The sequence below is a fragment of the Agreia sp. Leaf335 genome, from assembly GCF_001423605.1.
In the GTDB taxonomy this organism is placed as follows: domain Bacteria; phylum Actinomycetota; class Actinomycetes; order Actinomycetales; family Microbacteriaceae; genus Agreia.
In genome coordinates this window covers 737,148-759,059 of record NZ_LMOQ01000002.1, presented here as the reverse complement: position 1 = coordinate 759,059, position 21,912 = coordinate 737,148, and the positions used below count along the sequence as shown (strand labels likewise).

Genomic DNA, 21,912 nt, shown 5'->3' with positions numbered 1-21,912 from the left:
TAGGTTCATGTCCAGATCCTTTGTCGAGCGTCGCTATGGAGCGCTTTTTGATCGTCTCCCAGCGGAGGCCCGCGACTTGAGCCCCGAGGTAATGGATATTTGCTCGCCCCCGTATCCAGTTTTCATTGATACAAAACGTCTTGATGTTGTAGGACCTGAAAGTCCGGACGGCGACTATGCAGGGGGCTCTAGAGCCGATAGGCCGAGCGCCGTATCCCGGATTAGTGAGTACACGGCACAGCTTCGCGGTGAAGTCACGGAGGCTCGACGGAGCTCAATCCAGGCGACGCAGAGCGCAGACCTGAGCTTCGCAGCGCGCGCACTTGAGGCGGCACGAGAGACGGTAAAGGAAGACGACCTTCACAAGCGATATGACCAAACGGTGCAGCGATATGAAACCCTGGCGCGGAATTCGCTTGCAGTCGGCGATGCGCCATTGGAATTCCCTTCGAAGACCACCCCCACTGTCCGCCGAATCCTTCACGTATTTCTTAGCGACTGGGACAAGCGGTTAGAGCCCCTCATGCCGCTTAATGAGAAGATCCAGACACTAAGGGAGATCCTCGACTCCAAACTTGCGCCTTCAAGGAAGAAGACAGCTATGTCGTCGCGAGGAGACCTAGAGTTCCGGACTTTCGCCGGTAAGCGAATCCGCGTTGCCGATTTATCGTCGGGTGAACAGCATTTGGTGGCACTCTTCACCCTTCTACTTTTTTCAGCATCACCGGGGTCACTAGTGCTTATCGACGAGCCAGAAATATCGCTTCACGCCGCTTGGAAGCACGCCTTCTTGGCGGACATTACCCGTGTTGCAGAAATCAGCAACCTACAGGTCATCATGGCTACTCATTCTGCAGGAATCATAAACGGGAACTGGGATCTCACCGAAGAACTGTCCTTCGAATTGAGTGCAGGCCAGGATGCCTTAAGCGAAGTCGACGAAGAACTCGACGAATTCGATGAGTAATTCTCAAGAGACTCTGCGAGAGCTCGACCGTGTTGAGGACCGCATTCGTCAGCATCTTCAAGTAGTGAAGGAGCCAATTCTTCTGGTCGAGGGCCCTGACGACCAACAGATACTCGAGCTGCATCTCCCTAACGTCTCCATCTTTGCCGCAGACGGCAAAGTCAATGCGTTGAGGGCGACGGACTCGCTCGAGAGTTGGAAGATGCAATTCATGACGGTCATCGATCGCGACTTCGACTCGACAGAAGAATTGTCTGCGCATGTATATCCGTATGACCGTCGTGACCTTGAAAGCATGCTCATCGGTTTGGGAGTACTTGCGCTCGTCTTACAGCACCAAGGCTCTAGCGAAAAACTCTCGAATCTTGGAGGGCCAGATGCATTGGTCGAACGGTTGGAGGGTCTCGCGGTACCTGCGGCATCGCTTCGGCATCGCAACGCTCAGGAGGAATACGGCCTGATCTTCGATGAGGTCGACCTTGGATCAAAAGTGGTGCTCGCAAGTCTGGAGTTTCAAACCAGGTCCTATTGCGCAGCTCTCTTATCTAAGAGCCGGGTCTCTATCGCGATAGATCGTATGCTCGAAATTGCTGCCGAGGATTTGCCCGACCTTCATGGGCCGCGAGGTAAGGATGTGGTTGCGCTCGCTGGGGCGTCTCTCCGACGCATAGCTGGTTCGCTACCGTCGGCTGCTGCGACAGAGTCCGTCCTTACTGGACAGCTGCACAGCAGCGCTGGTCTCGCTCTTTCGAAGAGCGATTGGCTCACTAAATTGTGTGATCGACTCATCCCTATCCCATAGGTGCGGCGTCACAGACAATCGAGGTCGTCGTCCTCTGTCTCGTGCCACGTGCGATTCTCAAGTGTTCCGACACCCACCGCGCGATCAAGCCGGCGCAGGACACTGCCATCCAGCGTTCATATCCGGAAACTCTTTCCCGGTCTATCAAAGGGGTCGAAAGGGTAGGACCGCAGGAAAGCCCTCCTCCTGGGAAGGCTCCACATTTTCGAGACGAAACGGGCGTTTCAATGGTTCGGTACTTCTTCACGACTAAGTCCAACGCGACTGGCCGGGAGAGGGAGGCATCCGGCATGAACCGCTCAGGCCAGCGATATCAGTGACTTGGCCCGGCAGGCCGACCTATTGGCGAGACGAAGGTAGCTGAGCTTTGGTTGTGCTGTTGACTAGGCCTTGCCGAAGGTCGGATTGTTGTCCTTGGTCGGATCGTAGGTCGGTTGTGGAGCGGATGCCGCGCGCCTTTCGGCCCGTCGTTGAACCCTGAATGCTTCCCGTTCTGCAGTCTCAGCTGACAGCAGTTCGACAGGGAGCTGGCCGCGGAGAGCTACTTCGAGGCGAAGGCGCTCAAGCAAGGATTCGCGGGCTTCGATGTTGGCGATCGCCGACCGGTTAATGCTTTGGTCCTCGGGATCATCGGATCCAGCCAAGCGATCGGCGACGCGTAGATTCTTGGCCAGGCTCGCCTCGGTGGTTGCGATCTTTCCGGCCAGGTCTCGCTCGTGACCGAACGGCCGGGCAAGACGATCGGTCCAGGGGGCAACCATGCGGTCGGCGGGTTTCGCGGCCACGGACACCTCGTGCTCAACTGCCACTTTCGACTCCTCGAGCGTGTTCTCAATGCGCCCACGGACGATCGCCTCAGCGAGCTCCACGCGAGCTTTCTCGTCGCTCGAGGCGGCGACGACGACCTCGTTGGCACGCTTGCCTCGAGTCATACCAACGTAGAGACCGGCCCCGGTCACGCCCGGCCCGGTGATCGCGACGTCGACCGTCGTGCCCTGAATTCCGTGAGCGGTCGACGCGTACGCCAGGTGCGCGGAGTCTGCCAGGTACTCGGCGTCGAGCGTGACGACCTCGTTGCCCAGTTCGCCCTCTCGCATGGCCCGAACGGATCCGTCACGCTTGACGGAGAGGACCGTCCAGTCGTCGCGGTTGGCCACGCCGGCTTCACGATCGTTCTTCCTGGTCTGGATCCGGTCACCGATCATGAGGCGCTGGTCGTGCTGGCCAAGCGCCGACCGACCTTGTTCGAGCTGGCCGCGCTCGATACGGAGGCGCTGGATCTCGTCGTTGATCGCCTGGGCCTCTTCGTTGGTCGACGTCGTGATCGCGATCGACTGCCCGAGACCGTGAGCGGTGAACCACCGGTCGATCAGAGTGTCGCGGGCGTCCCGATCATCGTCCACTCGCACGATGAGGCTGCGCTCGGCGAGCTCGTCGACCACGTCGGTCGCGTCGACAAGATCCTTCGGGTCACGCAGACGCAGCGAGAGCGCCGCGTACTCCACATCCGAGTTACCGGCGGCCGTGCGGAACCGGTGAACGGCAGACAGTTCAGCGGTCGCCGGTGCAAGGCGGTGAGCGAGGGCCATTGCGCCCGAGTGACCGACCGGGTTCAGCTGGAGATGGTCACCGACCATGGCGATACCGGCACCCGTGGACGCAGCAACCTGGGCGACGGCACGCGCGGTGTAGAGGTCCATCATCCCGGCCTCGTCGACCACGATCCGGTCGCCCGGGCGCAGCACGAACTCTTCCGGGACGCCACGGTAGATCGACCCGGTGGTCGGCTCGGTGTCGCCGGGGTTCAGCTTCGTCCACTGCTCGCCCTCCGGGGTGGTCTCCCACCGCCACCCGTACGCACGGATCAGAGCGTGAACGCTCGAAGAGTCACCACCGATCGCTTTACGGGCCACGTTGGCCGCCTTCTTCGACGGAGCGACGACCAGCAGCCGCCGGCCCTGCTCGTCGAGTGACCGCTTCACGACCTGGAGGATGGTGGTCTTGCCCGTTCCCGCAGGACCGGTCACGGTCACCAGACCGGCCTTACCCGCGATGAGCTGCGCCGCTTTGAGCTGACCGGCGTCCAGCGGGTTCTCGCTCACCTCGGCGGCGATCGCTCCCACGACATCGACCGGAACCTCGGGGCCATCGACGGCCAACTCGGCAAGCTCGGCCTCGAGGTCGAGCTTGACCTGCACGGTCGCGGTTGAGCGGAGCGACTTCACATGAGCGGGCACATACTCGGCGTCCGACAAGCTGATCGTGTGAGCGCCCACGGCTCGCTCGGTCACATCCTCGAGCAGCTCGTCCAGGGTTGAGCGCTCAGCGACCACACCGGACGCGGCGACCATGTAGGCCGCTCCCGCTCGAAGGTCGAACAGGCTGAACCGGTCATTTGAGCGGGCCGACCGGGCGTCCGCCCAGGCGACCGCCTGAGCGGCCAGACGGTCACGATCAAGATCGGCCACGGTCACCCGCTCACTCATCATGGGCGTGAGCCGCCCATCTTTGAGCCGCTCACCGAGGCGCGGATCCAGACCGGCAATCTCATCTCTGACCTGCTGCGCCCACGTGAGCTCGTCCAGATCGCCCGGCTTGTTTGGGCGATCCTTCGCCCACGCCCACGCATCAAACGCCGCGACGTCCTGCGGGGACGGCTCACGGTCAGGATTCAGCGCCCGCCACTCGGCCTCGCGCGCTGAGCGGTTCGCCTCGATCTGGTTTGACCGGCGGCTCATGGGCCGGACCAGATGAGCCAACTCGGTGATCTCGCCCTGAGCGTTGAGCGTCAGACCGTTCTTGTTGAGCGCCGCGATCCACTCGGGATCCGTGCGAGCGGCCAGCTCACCCTCACCGTTCACGATGGGCTGGAACTTCATCATCACCGCAGAGTCAACATTCGACCACTTGCCGTCCGCGCCCTGCACCTTGGCGTTGAGCCACAGGTGCCGATGAGAGTGCGGATCCAGAGAACGTGACCGCTCATGGTTCAGCTCGACGACCTCCACCCGCGCCAGCGACTCCATCACCTTGGACCCGGCACCGCGGCGAGCGTTGAGCTCCGTCTGCCACTTCACGACAACACGGTCACGCAGCCGGTCCTGCAGGCGACTGAACTCGAGTGCCAGCTCCGGGTTCAGCATCGCCGCGATCGAGAACGACTTCGGAGTGTTGATCGTGGAATCGAAAATCAGGTTCGCCTTCTCCGACATGTCGGCCCGACCACGCGTCTCATCCGTAAGCGGGTCGCGACCATCGATCCAGGCACGCAGCTTCGACGCGGTCAAAGTGTCCCCGCTGATCTGCCCATCCTCGACCGTCCACCTGGTCACCGTGTCGCCGGCATAGTGAGCAGCAGACTCCACAGCCTCATGCGCAGTGTGCGCATGGGCCTGTGACGCGTCACAGGTGCCCTCGAATGCATAGGCGACAGCGGACCCCACACCGCGGCTCCCAGAGCCTCTCCGCCACACCCGCACCCCGCCTCGCATGGCAGTTAGCTTACCTCTGTCGGAGATAGAGCATACGTGCATCTTCAACTCCATATCTGTATCTCCCTCCTCTGTACTACCACCCCGTCTCCACTCCTATTCATTACCGGTCCGACCCTTCTCGATTGCTCGTGCCCTTTTTTACTCATCATGCGCTGCCACTCCGTTGGACTTTTTCCTGTTCGGAAGGACGGCTGAAGCTTCGTGGCTGGAACCGAGCCGATCTGAGCGACTAAGCGCTTCGAACTCGACGCGATCGCGGAGCCTGCATGGCCGGCAAGGACGTTTCGGATGCCGATCGTCTAGAAGCGCCTAAGGAGAACCGCGAAGCCAGTACGCTCTCGTGCATGAGCGAGATCGGCCAGCAGGTCAGGGAGGCGATCCTGGCCGCTCGAACTGGCCAGTACCTTCAACGCCATGCCGACGAGGCTGTGGAGGACGCGGCCCAGGGCAGGATCCTGGGCTTACTGAACGGGTGGCGCAACGCAATGGCGAACCGTGAAGGAGTGAGCAATCTCAACGGGAAAAAGCTCGACCCGATGGGAATCATCGACGTGCAGAGCATGCAATGCGGATGATCACTGGCCGTTTTACCTGTATCTGCCTGATTCCAAGCAGCCGGCGTTCCAAGTGGCCCCTCCCGACGCGATGGCTAAGTTACTTGCCCGTGAGGCTTCTCTCGAAGGCGCAGGGAGCCCTACGAAGGCGAAAGACGATGAGGGCGGCCCGCTGACTCCCGATCCTCCCATGGGATAAGCGTCACATGCTCGGAGCGTCCGCGGGTGCTACGGACTCTCTGCGGTTGTCGCATCCCCACACTGAGGGCGTAACTCGAGGCGGTATCCCGGACATGATCATGGAATCAAGCGGCCAAACGCGGGCGTGGACACAAAGGGACGGTCCAAGGCATCCGGTGTGATCCACAGTCGTCCGTGGGAACAAGGGCCCGCGGCGAAAACTTATCGACTGACGACGGCTGACTTGACTTACAGAACCGGCTCCTCGGGCTGCGCTCCGCGTGCTGTTCCGGGACAGATCGTGCTCGACGTGCAGCTTTTGCTTGATGTCGACATCCGCAGTCCAGCATATGCACCCTCTGGGAGGCTCCGCGGAGTACTTGCGAGCGGTGCGTCATCAACACTCGTTCACCCCGTTACAGGTGACGCGGGCCTGGCGCACGGATCATACTCCCGACTCACTCGTGATGGGTGGCTTTTACCACACAGGTTGATCACGGACTCCTGTGAGGTTCGATATGTGACCCATTTGTGGGGGTATACCTGAAATGTGCCCCTTTCGAGGGGTGTTCTGCTACTGGACGTTATCGAATATGGCGCATCGAAGTTGATGCAATTAGGAGAGAAAAATGACCAAGCTCAACTCGACGGCGCGTAAGTCGCGTCTCCTCCCGGCCCTTGCGGTCACCCTGGCGACTGGAGTGGCGCTCGTATTCATTCCCGGGATTGCCGCGAATGCTGATGAGGGCAGCGCGCCGATTCTCAAAGAGTCCATGAGCGCTTACGCCGCTGAAGTCACAGACTTCGCTGCCACAAGCCCCGAGCCGGCTCTGACTGCTGTCGAAGGTACGACGGAATTCCAAACGCAGTCCGAAGAACTCCTGGCCTACTGGGAGTCCACACCATGGGATGCCGTATACGGTCAGTACGGCTATGACGTTGTCGACACTAACCTCTCCATGGTGACTGGGGCTGATGGTATTCCGAGGGCGACCAGGTCCTCTGTCATCGTTCCCACGGCCAATGCTGTCGCGCTGCCATCATCAAGCCGTATGCCTTCGTCGAGCCCGACCTTCGAAGCCTTGGCCAAAGCATGTGGCCGGGCCGACGTGGGCGAGGCCTGCCTGAATAACATGGGCAGCGGTACCGTTATCGGTTCGTGGTACAACGACAACTACCAGTTGGGGTACACGCGAAACATTGTGCTCGGAAAGCCGTCCAGTGGCTGCGTGACGGGCACCGTTTTGGCTGAGTCGGGCGACGTGTATGTCCCCGAACAGGGAACCATCGAAGTGGAGGCCGGCTCCAACTCCAATACAACGTTCTCGTTGACGGTGAAAAGCGGTGCCGCCGTCATGGGTCGATACTGCGAATTCGTTTAACACCAGCCTCCGCGGGCGGACTATGTGCAGTCATGCACTGGTCCGCCCGTGTGACCGTTAAAGCCCTTCTCGAGCCATCGTCCACAACGTGATCCACAAAAGTTCCTCGTTGACGTTCGATGCCTTCGACTCGTGCATATCTCGCGAAAGATCTTCTAAGTACGTGACGAGCCACTTGGATGATTCCTGCTTGAGATCTCGACGCGTCTTTCCGTCAACCGGGATAACCGCTGACGACCGGAGGAGAGGGAGCGCTCGGCCTCTGAGGATTCCTGCAAATGCCAGCCCTGTCGATACGGACGCCGCAAGTAGTCCCACAAGGCAAAGGACAGGCGAAGCGGATGTGGTTGGGGCCATCAAGCCAAAGCCAAGGACAGTGGATGCGGGTACCCAAACAGTAAGCCCGAGGGACTTCCAAACGAGGTATCTGGAAACGGCGGCACCTTCCAGGGACGTTGTGCCTGGGGGCAACACTACGAGAACGTAAGAAGCTCGGACGGGATTTAACAGTCCGACCAGAGTTATGCTGAGGATGCCCCACGTCTTAGAACGCGAACCGAAACGCCTGATCACGGTGTACCGCAACTCTCGAGAATCTGGCCGGTATTCACGGCCTAATGTTACTCCAGGGCCCTCCGCCAGACTCGCCAGCGCCCTCCTTGCGGTTGTGAGGCGGAAATATGCTTTGGCTATAACAAGCCGCCTGACCTTGTGGTCAAGTCGGCGCTTGTGGGGCGTCCACGAGACGCCACGGACATCGGCCATGAGGTGTGTTTCCGCTGTCACTTTGAGGCGCTCGATTGTTCAGCTCTCTGAAGCAGGCCCGTGGGCACCCATCGGTGGAACCTTGCCGTCGCGGGCGGGCAGGAGGGCGCCCTTCCGTAGCGTTCCCGGACGGCCAACAAGCCAACGACGACTCTTGCCCGCAATAAGTGGATTAAGAGCCACCGGACGGTCGAAGGGCTTGCCGATCAGGAGGAGCTGTGTCGGCGAAAGCGGGTACGCGACTGTACACAAGTCCGCACCCTCGGTTTCGTGAAAGAGCAGGACAGCACCATCGCCGGTAATGAATTCACCTGGATAAATTCGCCATTCCCACGATTCGAGATCGAACGCCTTCAGGCGGATAACGTCCTCCAGCGAATGAGAAAGTAAGAGACGGTCTGCGGCATTGAGCTCCACACCTTTGATCGTCCCGTCCGTCTTTAACAGAAGGGCTGGCGTTCGGACTTCCATTTGGTCCGCGTAGCGGCCACGGTTGAGGTGCATGTCGAGGAACGCGATCATGGCAGCCACGGTCTTGTCGTCCAAAGTTGGGTCTTCGCCACGGAGCCTGACGATGGCCCGCAACCCGTTGCTCTCGATCACGGAGTATTCCTGCTCGAGATCGTGGGTCATGATGTTCGGGTCGTACGCGAAACTCCGAACCGTTGCGTTGTTCACTGACGAGGGATAGCCGAAGTTGCGGTCCACATCAATGACATCCACCCGGTTACGCTCGTCAGCCCACGCACGGATGTATGCCTTGGTCAACATGTGCGCGCGGCGCACCTTTTCTCCGCCCATGCGCGCAGCCTATGGCCTGCGTGCGTATTTGAGCAGTGATCTGCAATGTTTAGTGATCCCTTGGTGGCCCGCCCCTGAAGGACACTACGTGGACTTTGGCGTCGGCCTCGTCGATGTCAAGCCGAGGCGCCGCGACTTCTTTCGCAGCACTCTCGAGTCCGCTGATCGCGCAGGCGATACGAGGTACCAGACGACACCTGGTTGAGATGGCGTGTCCACAGACCTAGTGTGCAGCGTCGTCGGATGCTGCCACTCGAACATGGCATGGTGCTGCACCAAAGCACGACCTCCGTAGGGTGAAGGCGTCGATTCGAGGTTTTGCTGGTCGGCCTGGCCCCTCGCAACCTCACTCAGCGACGGAGGTGAACGTTGACCACGCTTCCTTTAGGTCGAAGGCTTCTTCGGCCTGGAGGCTAACGCCTCGAGCTCCGGTTCTGCGGGTCCGCCCACGAATCAGAAGGAGCCGAGTGCCAAACAGGAGTTGCCCGGAACGCTCCTGGGCCTCGTCGAAGAACGTCGCATCCGAGCATCCCGTGCCGTCATCGAGGCTGATGAACACCACTCGTTTGCCGCTGCGCATCGGTGGAGTCTGAGTAGCGACTCGTACCCCGGCGACGATCACCTCGGTCTTGTTGGGCAGGGACACCAGGTCAGCGGCAGGGGTGACGCCGAGGGAGTCGAGCAGCGGCCGGTAGCCCTCGATGAGGTGCTCGTTGAGTTCGGTCGAGAGGATGTCGAGTTCCGCGCCGATCCGTTCCTGCGCGGTTGGCTCCGCGTGGCCGACCGGAACGTCGTCGACGGCGTACAGCTCGAGCTGGTTCTCATGTTCGCCCGCCTTTGGCTTGCGCGTGGCCGTGAGTTGGCGGGCATACGCGATCACGTCGCCGCGGCTCGCACTGCCACTGAGGGTGTCGAGCGCGCCGACGGTTGCAAGGCTGATCAGGAGTCGCCTCGAGGGTGTGGCACGAGTGTAGAAGTTGACGACGCTGTCGTAGGGCTGGCCGGCGAGGATGCGGTCCTTCTCGGGTTGGGTGATGCCGTGCACGTCGGTCAGGGAGTAGCGGATCCCTTTGGTGCCGTCCTGTGTGTGCTCGACGAGGTATTCGTCGGTGGACGCGTTGACGTCGAGCGGCAGAATTGGGACCCCCATGCGCCTGGCTTCGGCCATGAGGAGGCGGCGTTCGTACATGCCGGGGTCGTGCTCGAAGACGCCGGCGAGGAACTCGACCGGGTAATGCGTCTTCAGCCACGCGCTTTGATAGGTCGGGAGTGCGAACGCGGCACCGTGGGCTTTGCAGAAGCCGTAGCTTGCGAACCCGGCCAGCACTTTCCAGATCCGGTTCACGTCGGCGTCTGTGAAGCGGCGCCGGCCGCGCTCGTCGACGTTCGCTCGAGTCTTCTGCCGGAAGTACTCTTCGATGCCCTCGGCTTTCTTCTCCATGACCCGGCGTAGCTCGTCCGCCTCGGCGAGCGAGATCCCCATGCAGGCATGAAAAATCCGGAGAATGTGCTCGTGGTAGAGCACGACGCCGAATGTTTCTTTGAGGAACGGTTTGAAGCTGGGGTGCAGGTAGTCGGGATCCTGGAACCCGTGTTTGGTGTCGATGAACGGGGCGACCATGTTCCCTTTCATCGGCCCGGGCCGGAACAGGGAGATGTCGGCGATGAGGTCTTCGTAGCAGTCGGGCTGCATCTTGCCGATGAGCTCGCGCTGGCCGGGGCTCTCGATCTGGAACATGCCCAGGGTGTGGGCGGTGCGGATCGCTTCGAACGTCGGTTCGTCGTCGTGCGGGATCGCGTCGAGCTTCACGATCCCGCCCGGGCTCACATAAGGCGCGTCGACGGGGAGTCCGCCGGCGGCCGCGGCGTCTGGCCCGTTGACTCTTTCGATCTCGCGTACGGCGTAGGCGAGGGTCGATTGCATGCGGACGCCGAGGACGTCGAGTTTCAGGAAGCCGACGTCGTCGATGTCGTCTTTGTCGAATTGGCTCATGGCCAGGCCGATACCGCTCGGTTGGGTCGGGGTGTAACTGAGAAGGTTGCTGTCGCCGAGGATCACACCGCAGGGGTGCTGCGAGATGTGGCGAGGGAGTCGATCGAGTCGACCAACGACGTCGACGAGCAAATCCATTCGCGAATCGTTGCGTACGAGCGCGGCGATCTCCTGCAGCTCGGGTTTCTCGTCGAGAACGGCCCGGAAGTCTCGGGCTTCGAAGCGCCAGATGTTGTTCGCGATGAAGTCGATCTGCTGCTCGTCGAGACCCAGCGCGAGTCCGGCGTCGCGCGCTGCCCCTCGAGCCCGGTACGTGTTCTGCATCGACAAGAGTGTGACGCGGTGGTCGCCGTACCGGTCGAAAATTGCCCGGTACACGTCGTGGCGGCGGGCGGATTCCACATCGATGTCGATATCGGGCAGGGTTGAGCGTTTGTTGCCGAGGAACCGTTCGAACAGAAGATCGTGCTCGAGCGGGTCGACGTTTGAGATCCGCAACAGATACACGACCAGGCTGCCGGCACCGCTGCCGCGAGCCTGGTTGCGGATCCGCATCCGGTGCATCATCTCTGACACGTCGGAGACGGTCAGGAAGTAGCTCGAGAACCCGAACGCGATGATGTTCTTCATCTCGTCCGCTAACCGGCCATGCACCACCTCGAGCGCGGTGTCGCGGGCGTGCGGGTAGCGCTCCGGGATGGCGGCCAGACACTTCCTCCACAGAACCTCAGCGGGATCCCCGGTGATGTCGAGCGCCGTGAGCTCCGGCACCTTCGGCTTCTGCCACGCCACATCCGACACCGGATCCAGCACGCAACGTTCAGCAAGCGCATCGGTGGCCGTCAGGAGGTCTCTGCCGGCATGGCTGTCGAGCGTGGAGAACTCCATGATCTCCTTCGCGATCGCGCGCATCTTGGACTCAGGTTTCAGCCACGCCTGCCCGTTCGGTTGCGGAGTGAAGGCCCCGAGCGGTTGCAAGCGCCCCGCCGCGTCGAGCACATCCCCGGTGAGCGCGTCATCGGGAACCCCGTAACGAACTTCGTTCGTCAGCACGGCTGGCACGTGGGCGGCATCGGCGAGCTCGAGCATCGCGGCCGCGTGCTCGACGCTGCGCGGGTGCCCAGGCGTCGTGAAATGGCACACCACCTCCACGACAACAGCGCCCGGGAGTAGACGCTTCCATGCCTGCAGCTTCGACCACGCCGCGGTCTTGTCAGGGGCGGCGACGGCGCGTCCGACGTCGGAGTCGGCACCGATCATGACTGTCGCGACAGGGCGTCCGTCGGAGAAGACGAACGACGGCAGACGGCTAGCAGGGATCGCGGCCGCCCTATTAGCCGTGCCCGACAGGATGCGCCGGCCTCGCCTGGGGGAGTGGGCGGCACTGATCAGCCGCGACAGACCAGCCCAGCCGGCCCCGTCGTTGTGCCCATGAGCGAGCACCGTGACGCTCGACGGGCGGGTGTCCGTCGTCGCGTCGTCGAGCTGCAGCTCGACACCCACAATCGGGTTTACGGCTGACTCAATGCACTGCCGGATGTGCCGGACCGCCCCGTAGAGACCGTCCCGATCCGTGATTGCCGCAGACCGTGCGCCAGTCTCTGCAGCGCGCTCCACAAGCTCTGCGGGGCCACGGGTGCCATGGTGAACAGAGAACGACGACGCCACGTGCAAATGCGTGAACGTCACCGTCCCGAGACCTGGTCGAGCGCCCAACCGCCCTCGCCGTGGCAGACGTCGACCAGCAAGATCGCGCCATCTGGACTCTGCACTTCGACCCGATATACCAGGCGCTCGAGCAAACCTCCCGAAGAGCCTCGCGGTGCGCGAACTGGCCCCGCCCACCAGGCGTTGCGGTCGATCCACCGCTGGGGTTTGCGGATCACCACGAATGTCTCGCCGTCCCAGACCAGCGACGCTGGGGTGCCGTCACCGGTCGTCGCTACAGTCACCAACGCCACCACGCCACCGCCTTTATTCGAACGTGTGTTCGAATCTAGGTCAGGACCTCCGACACTACAATCTGGAACGGCGTGTCGTCACCGTTGCGACGATTTACGTCGGAGATGTACACGGACCTCTACCGCTGTCTCGTCAACGTCAAGCCACAGGGCCGCGACTTCTCTGGCAGCGCCGCGGAGCTCACCTAACGTGCGCGCCTGACCCATCGCTTCAATGCGGACGTCTCCGCCGACTGGTGACGGGCAATTGAGTTCAGGGATAAAGAATGACCACCATCGGCCGTCACGGTGGGCGAAAGCCTCGTAGACGGGTGCGGGGTCGTGGTCGATAGCGGAGGGCATGAAGACCGTCCTTCAATGACTCCGAGCGAACTCGAAGAGATCACTCTAACTTGCTCCTCTAAAAAAAGATCGTTTTCGCGACGCTCCTCGAACGGCCTGCATGGATCTATCCTTAGTGCCATGACGTCCGTCGACTTCGTAGCCAGCGTATTCATCAGCTATCAGCATGCGGACAAGCGACTGGCTGCGGGTCTTCAAGACGGTCTCGAAAGGCTCGGATACTTCGTTTGGCGTGATGAGGGTGAACTTCTGGTCGGGGACAGCATCGTTGACCGCATCACTGCGGCTCTCGATCAGATCGATTTTGTCGTTGCCCTCATCAGCAACAACAGTGTCTCAAGTCAGTGGTGTCAAAAAGAAGTGTCATTGGCCATGACGGGCGAGATCGCTCAAAGCGGCGTGAAAGTCTTGCCGGTCCGCATCGACCAGGTAGAGATGCCTCCGAGTCTCAAAGACAAGCTCTACGTGGAGGTGCACGGGGGAGACGTCGTTCAAGCAACGGAGCGGCTAGCCGCCAGCATCGAGCGCCATCTGACCCCACCGCAAGCGATCCCGCCGCGGCGCCGATCTAGACCCGCAGGGGTGCGAGCTAGCAACGACGAGGCGGCAGATGCTCCCATCCGAGTCACGGGGGTCGACGAGAAAGGATTGGGGAGCCCAAGAAACGACGGAACACCGGGAAGCGCGCTCTACCTTGTGCCGCTAAGGCTCTCTCGACGACCGTCTCAGACGTGGGCTGCGAATTTCGAGCAGACGTGGAATGGGAGATTGTTCTCGACCATGCACCGTCCGGGTATCGCGTCCGTCTCCGGTGACCGCATTCTGCTGGACGGTACGAGCGTTGAAGAAGTTGCTCAGCACCACCTCGAAACCGTTCGTGCGGTGGTCCTGGAAGCAAACGAGCGGGAACAAAAAGCTCGAGGAGCCGAACAGCGCCAACAGCAACGACAAGCCAATGCTGAGGCTGAGCACCAAGACCGCATCCGCGCGGCGCTGGCCGGTATGAAGTTCGACTAACCCCGCCTTCTTCATTCGGTCTGGGTTACCGTCCTCGTAGATAGTCTTCGTCGGGTTCCCAGTCCTCGTACGGGTCGTCGGTCGCTTCGTAGTCTTCGTCCAGTTCGATAGGGATCGCCGCGAAGCTGAACTCCTCCGGCTCAAGGTCAAGTCCGCAGACTGGGCAGCGAAACGTCAGAGCGTAGAAGTTGAGGGGCCGGGACCACCCATAGTCGACGTAAGAGCCGCCTCTCGTTTCCTCGTAACCTTCACTCTTGGGGTCACCTTCCAGGACGAGGTAGACCGCGGTGCCACCGCGACCGCACGCGGGACAGGATTGGTAAACGTCTCTGTGTCTGTCGAGCACCAGGCTCGAAATGTCCCGAGCCTCAAGTGCCCTTTGAAACCGCTCGGCCTCGCTGGTGCTCATCCCACTCAAAAGGTTGGCGACGCGAGCTTTCGCACTGGCTAGCTTGGCCTCAAAACTGAGGGCGGCAGCCTTGCTGTTCTTGTCCTTCAGCAGCGCAACAGTTGGCATCAGATCAGCTGGCCAAAAGTCGTTCTCGCTCGAAGAGCCCAAAGGGTGGAGGGACTCGACGATTGTGACGAGTGCTCTGACAGCATCTTCGAGGTCGGTCTGTTCTACGAGCGCCATGTGAGCAGCCGCGTTTCTGTTCCACATCACCCGGTTGACGAGTGAAGGGAGCTTCTCTTTGTCGCGGTTCTTCATATGCGGAGCAAACGTTGGGCGGAGCGTCTCAAGCATCTTCCAGACAGAGGCCGAGTCCACTGTGCGCAGGATCGCATGATCTAGGGCCCCGGATGTGTTTGCTCGCGAGAGCATGATTTGTGAATCGATGGAACCCGGCTTGGCAAGCAGGAGGGGATCGTGAAATGCGACGACGGCGCGGCCGAGGTACTCAGCAGCTGCGCCTATCGAGAGGGCGGCTTCAAGCTGTGCGCGCTCGTCGTCCTCGCCATAGGTCATGAGCGCCTTCTGTGCAGCGGATCGGGCAGCTCGGTACAGGCGCCGCTCGATCTGCGCGTGATGCGGGTTTATCTCGACAGTGGTTGTGCTGCGAGATTGAGGAGGGTTGCCATTGGCAGTAGTCACGGTCACCATCCTGGCTGGGACGGAAATCTGAGGCAATGGTCGTTCGGCTCGGCCGGAATCGATTACTTCTGATGGCTGGAAGCGTCTGGGCGATAGCCGTGATGCACGCGAGGGCTGGGTGTCTTTATAGGGATCGTCAACGGGGCTTGCTAGCAAAGTCCGCGGGCTTCTGGAATGAGGTCTGCGCACTCTGGCATCAGGTTGGGGCGAGCTGCCTCCCAACCGGAACGAGACACGAAGGTCCGCATGAGGCTTCCTCGGCTTGATTGTCATAGCCGACCGATACCGTGAGACCGGTGGCCCGACATTATTACGGGGCGCCTCTCGCAGAGGAGGACTGGTAAGTATGACCGAGCGCGCTCGCAAGCCGGATGGCATAGGCCCCCAGGAGCTCGAATCTGCAGGGTGGGATCTCACTGCGCTCACGCCCGAGTTCATCGAAGCCGAGCACGCGCAGTACGCGGTGGCTATCGCCCACAACCTGAAGAAGAACGATGTCCTGAATATCGCATTGTCCGGGAACTACGGTGTCGGCAAGAGCAGCATCTTGGGTCGCGTCGCTGACGACCACCATGGCCGCGTGGTCGAGCTGTCGCTCTCGACGCTTTCGCCGATCGACTACTCGAAGGTCGATGACTCAGTTCCGGCCCAGGCAAGGACACCAACGAACCGGATTCAGCAGGAGATCGTCAAGCAGCTGCTCTACCGAGAAGAGCCGAAGTCCGCTCGGGCTTCGCGCTTCCGCCGAATCGAGCGCTTCAATTGGGGGAGGGAGGTCGTGCTCGCCGTTATGGGCGGTGTTATCGTTTCGCTCGCCTTCATGATTCTCGGGTGGGCAGGGACGATCGTGCGAACCCTCCGACCGCTCTTCGAGCTGGGCCTTTGGGTCTACCCGATCACCGCCCTTCTCGCAGCTGGCGCGATTGTTAGTACTCGCGTGCTTCTTCACGGCCGGATACACATCCGTCAGCTCTCCGCTGGTCCTGCCACCGTGACATTGGACGAGAATTCAGTCTCGTACTTCGATCAGTATCTGGACGAGATCGTTTACTTCTTCGAGACGTCGAAGCGCGACATCGTCATCTTCGAGGACATTGACCGCTTCAACGACTCTCACATCTTTGAGACGCTGAGGTCTCTAAATGCGCTCCTCAACGCATCACCGCAGATCAAGAAACCAATCCGCTTTATCTACGCGGTTAAGGACAGCATCTTCGACCGGGTCAGCCTCGCGCACGAGCAGCGGGAGATCGATGTAACGCTCGTCGAAATCACCGACCCGGCGCAGGCCGAGATTGTGCGCGCGAACCGCACCAAATTCTTCGACCTCGTCATCCCGGTCGTTCCGTTCATCACCCATCGAAGCGCGCGCAACCTGACCACCCAGATCCTGCGTGGCATCGAGCACGGCGTATCGCCAGAACTGATCGACCTCGCCGGCCGATTCGTGCCGGACATGCGTCTGCTCAAGAACGTGCGCAATGAATTCATTGTCTTCCGGGACAGGATTTTCGCCGGTGACGGGAAGCAACTCGAACTCAGCGAGACGCACCTGTTCGCGATGATGCTCTATAAGAGCACGCATCTCAGTGATTTTGAGGTCATCCGGCTCGGCAAGAGCAAGCTCGACAAGCTGTACGAGATCAGCCGGATGCTGGTGTCTGAGAACATCCGGCGCGTTGAGCGCGAGCTCCGCTCCGCGCGTGTGCAGATTTCGCGTCGCGCAGCCTCGAAGCAGCGAGCGTCGCGACTCGGCAAGCTCCTCGTGTCTCGCATCGACCTTATGGTGCGCGCGGGGAGCTATCAGAAGTCGAACGGCTACTACCTGATCGAAAGTCAAGCCGTGGAGCCGGTCAAGTTCGAATCAGTCGAGTTCTGGCGCAAGCTCGCAACCGATGAGGGAAGTCCTACTGCTGGCTGGCATAACCCGCACTATGGACGCCAGCAGATCGAGCTGAGCCGATTCGACATATCTGCTCTCGTTGGTGACTCGCTGGACGCAGACGCGTGGCGCGAAGCCGACGATGAGGCCGAGTCCGAGCAAGTGCGCGAATTGCAGGAGCAGCTTGCGTTCCTGCGCACGTCTGACATGGGTGACCTCATGAGTCGATCCGATTTTCTGGTCGAGTACGAGGACGTCTCGCAGTCGTTGCACGCAGTGGCAGAGAAGCTGCTTACCAAGGGGCTCGCGTTCGACCTGATCCGTGCGGGATACATCGACCGCAACTTCACGCTCTACACGTCGACGTTCCATGGCGATCGCGTCAGTCCGGCGGCGACCAACTTCATCATTCATCACGTCGAGCGCGGGCTCATGGACGAGCAGTTCGTCCTAACAGCCGAAGACGCGGAAGCAGTGATCCGAGAACGCGGATCCCGTTCGCTGGCAGACCCGGCGTTGTTCAACATCGCCATCCTCGACTATCTGCTGGGAATGGATAGCCCGGATGCGGACATCATGATCACGGCTCTGGCTCGCCTCGACGCTGATGGCACGCGATTCCTGCAGAGCTATCTGAGCAGCGGTGCATCGCGTGACGCCCTCGTGAAGAAGCTCACGGTACGGAGTCCGCGTATCCTCCACTACTTGATCGCGGACCTCGACCTCGACGATGAGACGAGGACCGAACTCGTCAGCGCGTGCCTTGGAAGTTTGGCCACGAAGCCGAAACAGACTGTGACGGAAAAGGCGAAGGCCTACCTCTCTGCGAACTACGCGCAGCTGGCCGCAATTGCGAGCGCTGCGTTGCCTGCTGCGCAAGCCGATCGAATCGCGCTTCTATTCAAGGATTGTGGCCTGTCGTTGCCTGACCTATCGGGAACGAGCGACGCGGTGCGGCCGGCATTCGTGAAGCTTGGACTCTACGAGATGAGTCTGCCCAACCTCCAGGCTGCAGTCGGCGACGAGGTCGGCCTCGCACTCGATCAGCTCAGGTCTACTCGCAGGGCGGACGTGTACACCAAGGCGCTGGCCGAGTTATCGGGTTACCTCGATGCTGTCGACGGTCACGCTTCGACGAACTACGCGGCTGACCGGTTCCACGTCGTTTTAGGTGAGGTGCACGAAGCGGCGCCAGAACTGCTTGATCGCTTCATTGCGGGCGTCTCGGCTGAGAGTCAAATTGCAGACCTCGAGGACGTGCCAGAGGAGACGTGGGCGGTTCTTGCCGCCCACTGTAAGTTCCCGGCCACGTTCTCTAACGTGACGAGATATATCGAGCAAATCGGCAGTGCGGACGTGAATCTTGCCGTGGTACTCGCGTCGGCAGGGGAGATCGCTGACCTCGAGGATGCAGGTGAGGACGAGAAGCGCGGTCTCGCCATCACCTTGATATCTACTCCTACGACGCTCGGCGCCGTTCTCCGCGCGAAGCTCGTCGAGGGCATGGAGCTGAAGAAGTACATTGCGGCGAGTGAACTGCCCGTCGAGTCGGGTGATCTGTACCCCGAGCTGATTGCTCGAAACGTGATATTGGCCAGTGCCATGACCTACGAGCACCTTGCGTCGGCTGACTGGGCGACACGCGAGCGAGTTATCGCCGGGTCGGCCACCTTCGCTGAGTGGACAACGCCGGGACTAGTCAGCGCCGACCTGGCGAACGTGCTCGCCAGCGCATTGGTCAAGGACGTAGCGAAGCGGGCAATCATCACGAATGCGGACGAGTACACGCCAGCTGGCGGCAGGCCCGGGCTCGTCGAGGTTGGGAAGACGGCGCGAAGGCTTCAGATGCTCGTGAGCTTCTCAGTAGTCGAGCAGATGGCCAGTCACCGGATCGGCAATGAAGCAGTTCTGCATCACCTCATGCCGTTCCTGAACACGGCGTCAGATCCGCAACTCTTCGGCGTCCTCAACGACCTGGGCGGTGACTACGGGCAGTTGACTCGACTCGGAAGGGACAAGCCGAGGATTCCGAATACTTCCGACAACCACCGGTTGCTCGATTCTCTAAAGCAGCGGGGGATCGTTACGAAGGTGGAAGATGATCGAAACCCTATGAAGGTACACAAACGATACGGCAGGTGAACTACCTCGTCTTAACGGTGTTGGGCCTCAATCAAAGCGATGTAGTGCGCCGAATACCACTCCGCGTGAGAGGTTGCGACGTCGTTCGAGATTGGCCAACGCTGCACCAGTTGCGGTCTCGGCCATCATGATCCTGGCAAGGCCGTCAGGCCCAGCTGACTGACGCACTCGGTCTGCTGCCGCATCAGTTGGAGGATAGCCGAAGGGCCAAACCATCCCTACCGACGAGAGCCGCCACTATTTCGCCTCCGTCGTGCTCCTGCAATGATGTGCTCCGCTTGAGCGGCGGTGAGCGACCGCTTCCTATTGGCAGAACGGGTGGTATCGGCGCTGGCGGGGTCTAAATCCCTTCCGTTCCCGACCCCCGGCAGCAATGGACGGCCAAACCTGCCCAAGTCGGCGGAGGTATAAAGAGGTCGGCGAGATCGATCTGTTTAGACGACGCGCTTTCGTAAGTTCTGCCCACAATTTGCCCACATGTCTCTGAGAACAGACGTGATCACCCGTTATCTCTTGTGGCCAACATTCGCGGAAGATTGCTGAAATTCCTTATGTGCCTCGTCATGGTTGACCGCATATTCGGGTTCGAGTCCCTGTGGGGGTACTTCTGTCGCTCAGCGCGCATCGCGGCTCGACGATCCGACCGCACCTGTCGATCGCAACAGGTACCGGGGCGCCGTCCCAGGGTCTGGCCAGGGCATCGGGTCGACGACGTCGTCGTTATCTTGCTTCATTTGTCGAGGATTTGATTGTTTGCGCGTTCATCACGCTGCCAACGGCGGGCGTCGGAACCGCTTCTGCGAGCGGGCGGGCATAGTGAGATCGGAAGCGAGATTCCCCGGCTGAAGGAGAACCGATGACAAGCACACCGTCCGGCCCACCTGTATCGGCCTGGGCGCCGATGGCGATCACGGCGTTCCGTGTTCTCTGGTTCGCGCAATTGGGAAGCAACATCGGCAGCTGGATGCAGACGGTCGGCGCCCAGTGGTACTTGGTCGAAGCCGCGGCGGGGGCCACCATCATCGCGCTCGTCCAGACGGCCAGCCTGGCGCCGGCGGTCATCTTCTCGCTGCCTGCTGGCGTGCTGTCGGACTCGCTCGATCGACGCCGGCTGCTCATCTGGGGATCGGCCGCGAGCGCTGTGATCGCCGCGGGCTTGACTGTCGTCGCCGCGTCGAACGCGCTCACGCCACTGACGATTCTGGGCTTCACCTTCCTGCTGGGCATCACCTCGACGCTGACCTCGCCAGCCTGGCAGGCCATCCAGCCCGAGCTCGTTCCGCGCAACCTCATCGCCTCGTCATCTGCGCTTGGCGGGGTCACGGTCAATGGGGCGCGGGCCGTTGGGCCCGCTCTCGCCGGCGTCATCCTCTCGGCCTTCGGGGCACCTGTCGTCTTCGGGATCAACGCACTGAGCTTCGTCGGCGCGGTCCTCGCCCTCTGGTGGTGGAAGCGGCCGCCGCAGACGGGCCTCGACGACCGAGAACCGTTTGGCGCTGCACTTCGAGCAGGAGTGCGCTACGTCGCATCGGCCCGACTTGTGCGGCGCATCCTCGTTCGCTCCGCGCTCTTCGCCCTGCCCGCAAGTGCCCTCTGGGCGCTGCTCCCCGTCACGGCGAAACGACTCGGCCTGGACTCGAGTGGATACGGACTACTGCTCGGCGCCGTCGGGCTCGGTGCCGTTCTCGGCATCTTCGCCCTGCCGATCGCGCGCAAGCGCGTCTCGGACAATGCCATAGTCGCAGCCAGCGCCATCCTGTTCGCGGCCGGCACCATCGCGGCGGCCCTCCTGCCGTTCGTGCCCACTCTGGTGCTGCTCGTGCTCGCGGGCCTGGCCTGGATCGGCACTCTCACGGTATTGAATGCCGCCCTGCAGCTCACGCTGCCGCAGTGGGTGCGGTCACGCGGGGCATCCATCTACATCCTGGTCTTCATGGGAACGATGGCTGTCGGGTCGTTCGCCTGGGGCCTCGTGGCCCAGGCGCTCGGTACAACGACCGCTCTCGCCGCCGCGGCCGTACTGCTGCTCCTCGTCGCGGGCAGTGTTCGAGGCCTGCCTCTTCTCCCGGGAACCGGAACCGTCGACCGCACCATCTCCATGTCGTGGCCGACGCCGACCCTGGTGTTCGAGCCCGATCCCGCAGACGGCCCCGTGCTCGTTCAGATCTCTTACACGGTGCGGGCCGCGTCGCTCGACGCGTTTGTGGATGCCATGGGTCAGGTTGAACGGTCGCGTCGCCGGACGGGTGGCTCTCGCTGGCAGCTCTACCGCAGCGGTGAGGTGGCCGACGCCTTTCTCGAGTCGTTCATCGTGCCGTCGTGGGCGGAGTATCGACGGCAGGAGACCCAGCGCCTCACCGGACGCGACCGTGAGATCCGTGCCGCAGCCATGACCCATGTCGACGGCGACACAGTGGAACGGCACTACTTTCCCCATGATCCGAAAGAACACCGCCGTCACGTCTAGACATTCGTCTATACCCGCGATCGCAGACAGCTCCTACCGTGATGCACACCGAGTCCAACGTCATCCAAGG

At 61.3% G+C, this 21,912-nt stretch carries 13 protein-coding genes; 7 read left to right on the top strand and 6 right to left on the bottom strand.

Annotated features, from left to right (window positions below):
• The first annotated feature begins 7 nt into the window (after positions 1-7).
• Both ASF79_RS17330 and ASF79_RS09585 read left to right on the top strand, forming a co-directional pair.
• On the top strand, positions 8-967 hold the full coding sequence (locus ASF79_RS17330) for an AAA family ATPase (protein ID WP_162239080.1): 960 nt from the start codon (positions 8-10) through the stop codon (positions 965-967).
• On the top strand, positions 960-1,769 hold the full coding sequence (locus ASF79_RS09585; RefSeq protein WP_055854163.1) for a DUF4435 domain-containing protein: 810 nt from the start codon (positions 960-962) through the stop codon (positions 1,767-1,769). The genes ASF79_RS17330 and ASF79_RS09585 overlap by 8 nt, the downstream gene beginning before the upstream one ends.
• 383 nt (positions 1,770-2,152) lie before the next feature.
• On the opposite strand, the gene ASF79_RS09580 is transcribed toward ASF79_RS09585, so the two are convergent.
• The gene (locus ASF79_RS09580; RefSeq protein ID WP_055854160.1) at positions 2,153-5,134 is read right to left on the bottom strand and encodes an AAA family ATPase; all 2,982 of its coding nucleotides are present in this window, start codon (positions 5,132-5,134) and stop codon (positions 2,153-2,155) included.
• 395 nt (positions 5,135-5,529) lie between these two features.
• Between ASF79_RS09580 and ASF79_RS09575 the strand changes: the two genes are divergently transcribed.
• Both ASF79_RS09575 and ASF79_RS09570 read left to right on the top strand, forming a co-directional pair.
• Positions 5,530-5,838, top strand: coding sequence for a hypothetical protein (locus ASF79_RS09575; RefSeq protein ID WP_055854157.1), 309 nt, complete (start codon positions 5,530-5,532; stop codon positions 5,836-5,838).
• A gap of 788 nt (positions 5,839-6,626) precedes the next feature.
• The gene (locus tag ASF79_RS09570) at positions 6,627-7,379 is read left to right on the top strand and encodes a hypothetical protein (protein WP_055854154.1); all 753 of its coding nucleotides are present in this window, start codon (positions 6,627-6,629) and stop codon (positions 7,377-7,379) included.
• 57 nt (positions 7,380-7,436) lie between these two features.
• Here ASF79_RS09570 and ASF79_RS17865 read toward each other — a convergent pair whose 3' ends face one another.
• The 4 genes from ASF79_RS17865 to ASF79_RS09555 all read right to left on the bottom strand — a co-directional run bounded on the left by ASF79_RS17865 (position 7,437) and on the right by ASF79_RS09555 (position 12,890).
• Positions 7,437-8,144, bottom strand: coding sequence for a DUF6611 family protein (locus ASF79_RS17865; RefSeq protein ID WP_442853859.1), 708 nt, complete (start codon positions 8,142-8,144; stop codon positions 7,437-7,439).
• A gap of 39 nt (positions 8,145-8,183) precedes the next feature.
• Positions 8,184-8,945: a DUF4238 domain-containing protein gene (locus ASF79_RS09565; RefSeq protein ID WP_055854151.1), complete on the bottom strand. Its 762-nt coding sequence runs from the start codon at positions 8,943-8,945 to the stop codon at positions 8,184-8,186.
• Positions 8,946-9,291: 346 nt separating this feature from the next.
• Positions 9,292-12,627 (bottom strand): DNA polymerase III subunit alpha, encoded by a 3,336-nt coding sequence (locus tag ASF79_RS09560; protein ID WP_055854148.1) that lies wholly within the window; start codon positions 12,625-12,627, stop codon positions 9,292-9,294.
• Positions 12,624-12,890 carry a DUF6504 family protein gene (locus ASF79_RS09555; RefSeq protein ID WP_156366199.1) on the bottom strand — a complete coding sequence of 89 codons (267 nt, stop codon included), beginning with the start codon at positions 12,888-12,890 and terminating at the stop codon, positions 12,624-12,626. Before ASF79_RS09555 ends, ASF79_RS09560 begins: the two co-directional genes overlap by 4 nt.
• 471 nt (positions 12,891-13,361) lie before the next feature.
• Between ASF79_RS09555 and ASF79_RS09550 the strand changes: the two genes are divergently transcribed.
• Positions 13,362-14,258 (top strand): toll/interleukin-1 receptor domain-containing protein, encoded by an 897-nt coding sequence (locus ASF79_RS09550; protein ID WP_055854143.1) that lies wholly within the window; start codon positions 13,362-13,364, stop codon positions 14,256-14,258.
• A gap of 25 nt (positions 14,259-14,283) precedes the next feature.
• On the opposite strand, the gene ASF79_RS09545 is transcribed toward ASF79_RS09550, so the two are convergent.
• Positions 14,284-15,225 (bottom strand): hypothetical protein, encoded by a 942-nt coding sequence (locus ASF79_RS09545; RefSeq protein WP_055854138.1) that lies wholly within the window; start codon positions 15,223-15,225, stop codon positions 14,284-14,286.
• Between the two features lie 472 nt (positions 15,226-15,697).
• On the opposite strand from ASF79_RS09545, the gene ASF79_RS09540 reads away from it, so the two are divergent.
• A complete protein-coding gene (locus tag ASF79_RS09540) occupies positions 15,698-19,375 on the top strand; it encodes a YobI family P-loop NTPase (RefSeq protein WP_055854135.1) in 3,678 nt (1,225 codons plus the stop codon).
• Between the two features lie 856 nt (positions 19,376-20,231).
• Positions 20,232-21,842, top strand: coding sequence for an MFS transporter (locus ASF79_RS09535; protein WP_055854132.1), 1,611 nt, complete (start codon positions 20,232-20,234; stop codon positions 21,840-21,842).
• Positions 21,843-21,912: the final 70 nt, after the last annotated feature.

Bases quoted from the DNA above. Each gene is read 5' to 3' on its own strand.
- ASF79_RS17865 (WP_442853859.1), bottom strand. From the start codon at position 8,144: ATGGCCGATGTCCGTGGCGTCTCGTGGACGCCCCACAAGCGCCGACTT.
- ASF79_RS17330 (WP_162239080.1), top strand. From the start codon at position 8: ATGTCCAGATCCTTTGTCGAGCGTCGCTATGGAGCGCTTTTTGATCGT.
- ASF79_RS09570 (WP_055854154.1), top strand. From the start codon at position 6,627: ATGACCAAGCTCAACTCGACGGCGCGTAAGTCGCGTCTCCTCCCGGCC.
- ASF79_RS09585 (WP_055854163.1), top strand. From the start codon at position 960: ATGAGTAATTCTCAAGAGACTCTGCGAGAGCTCGACCGTGTTGAGGAC.
- ASF79_RS09540 (WP_055854135.1), top strand. From the start codon at position 15,698: ATGACCGAGCGCGCTCGCAAGCCGGATGGCATAGGCCCCCAGGAGCTC.
- ASF79_RS09565 (WP_055854151.1), bottom strand. From the start codon at position 8,945: ATGGGCGGAGAAAAGGTGCGCCGCGCGCACATGTTGACCAAGGCATAC.
- ASF79_RS09575 (WP_055854157.1), top strand. From the start codon at position 5,530: ATGGCCGGCAAGGACGTTTCGGATGCCGATCGTCTAGAAGCGCCTAAG.
- ASF79_RS09550 (WP_055854143.1), top strand. From the start codon at position 13,362: ATGACGTCCGTCGACTTCGTAGCCAGCGTATTCATCAGCTATCAGCAT.
- ASF79_RS09545 (WP_055854138.1), bottom strand. From the start codon at position 15,225: ATGACCTATGGCGAGGACGACGAGCGCGCACAGCTTGAAGCCGCCCTC.
- ASF79_RS09535 (WP_055854132.1), top strand. From the start codon at position 20,232: ATGACAAGCACACCGTCCGGCCCACCTGTATCGGCCTGGGCGCCGATG.